Here is a 1,020-nt window from a genome sequence, read left to right as displayed (position 1 = left end):
CGCATGTCAACCTCTACCACTTCTTTTTTCAAAAGAGCGGAGATAAGAGTCTTTGCTATGCGCTCGTCCTCCATAAGGTATTTGAATACAGAGTCGTATATCGGATTAGCAATGTTTACCATCATAGGCTTTATACTTATTTGTTTTCTGCAAACACTTTGCCAACGAGTGCAAAAGAGAGTTTACTCTCAATTTGCCGAGTGCCGCAAAGTGTTATGCAAATATACATGTATTTTCTATAAAGTCCAAAGCATCAGGTGTAATAATTCTCTGTCTAACCGGAAAAATATGTGTCGTTCGCCATGTCGTAGTAGTCATTCAGAGCCTGAACATCCTTATTATAAATAAGGAATGACACGTTGCCGGAATTCATTTAGCGCATACTTACACCTTATGACCGATTTGACGTAGAATGGGCACGCCGCTTGCCCAACAAGGGCAAGGTGCTTGCCCCACATGGGCACGCTGCTTGCCCCGGATGGGCAGAAAAGACGCCAGGCGGTTGCCCAATAAGTTAATGTTGTAATATCCATATTCCTGTTTTCAGGATTCTGCCAACACATGCAATTCCTGTCATCTGAATACCTGCTGTCAGATACTTCCTCTTATCTGCAAATCATCCAGACAATCGGCTGACAATCGTCAGATAGTCAACTGTCTGTTTGTCAGAATGTTACAATGAAAAACCAGACAATCTGACAGTTTCGACCGTTTTTTGTGATATGACATTTTTCTTTATACTATTTCCATTATGACTGATTCGGCTTTTGTCCTTTCTGTCACAAATGTTATAAGAATTTTGCAAGCGAGACTTCTGGCATCTCTACTCTCGACATGACAGAGAAAGCCCGTGTTTCAGTCTACGACCTCGCCGGCAACAAGGTGGCAGAAATGTCCGACGCCACAGCGGGCCAGGCTGTCGGCGGACTTGCCAAGGGCATGTATATCATCAAGACCGTTTCTGCCAACGGCATCAAGACGGGCAAGGTGCAGATAAAATGACGATAATCCTTAGGAAAT

At 43.5% G+C, this 1,020-nt stretch carries 1 protein-coding gene; it reads left to right on the top strand.

What is annotated here, in order from left to right:
- Positions 1-819: 819 nt before the first annotated feature.
- Positions 820-1,002, top strand: a complete 183-nt coding sequence (locus tag QVO99_RS02870; protein WP_262503137.1) for a T9SS type A sorting domain-containing protein — start codon at positions 820-822, stop codon at positions 1,000-1,002.
- Positions 1,003-1,020: the final 18 nt, after the last annotated feature.

Source organism: Prevotella sp. CAG:592 (assembly GCF_000436015.1).
GTDB lineage: Bacteria > Bacteroidota > Bacteroidia > Bacteroidales > Bacteroidaceae > Prevotella > Prevotella pectinovora.
The sequence above is the reverse complement of the archived record's forward strand: the minus strand, read 5'-3'. Positions and strand labels throughout refer to the sequence as shown.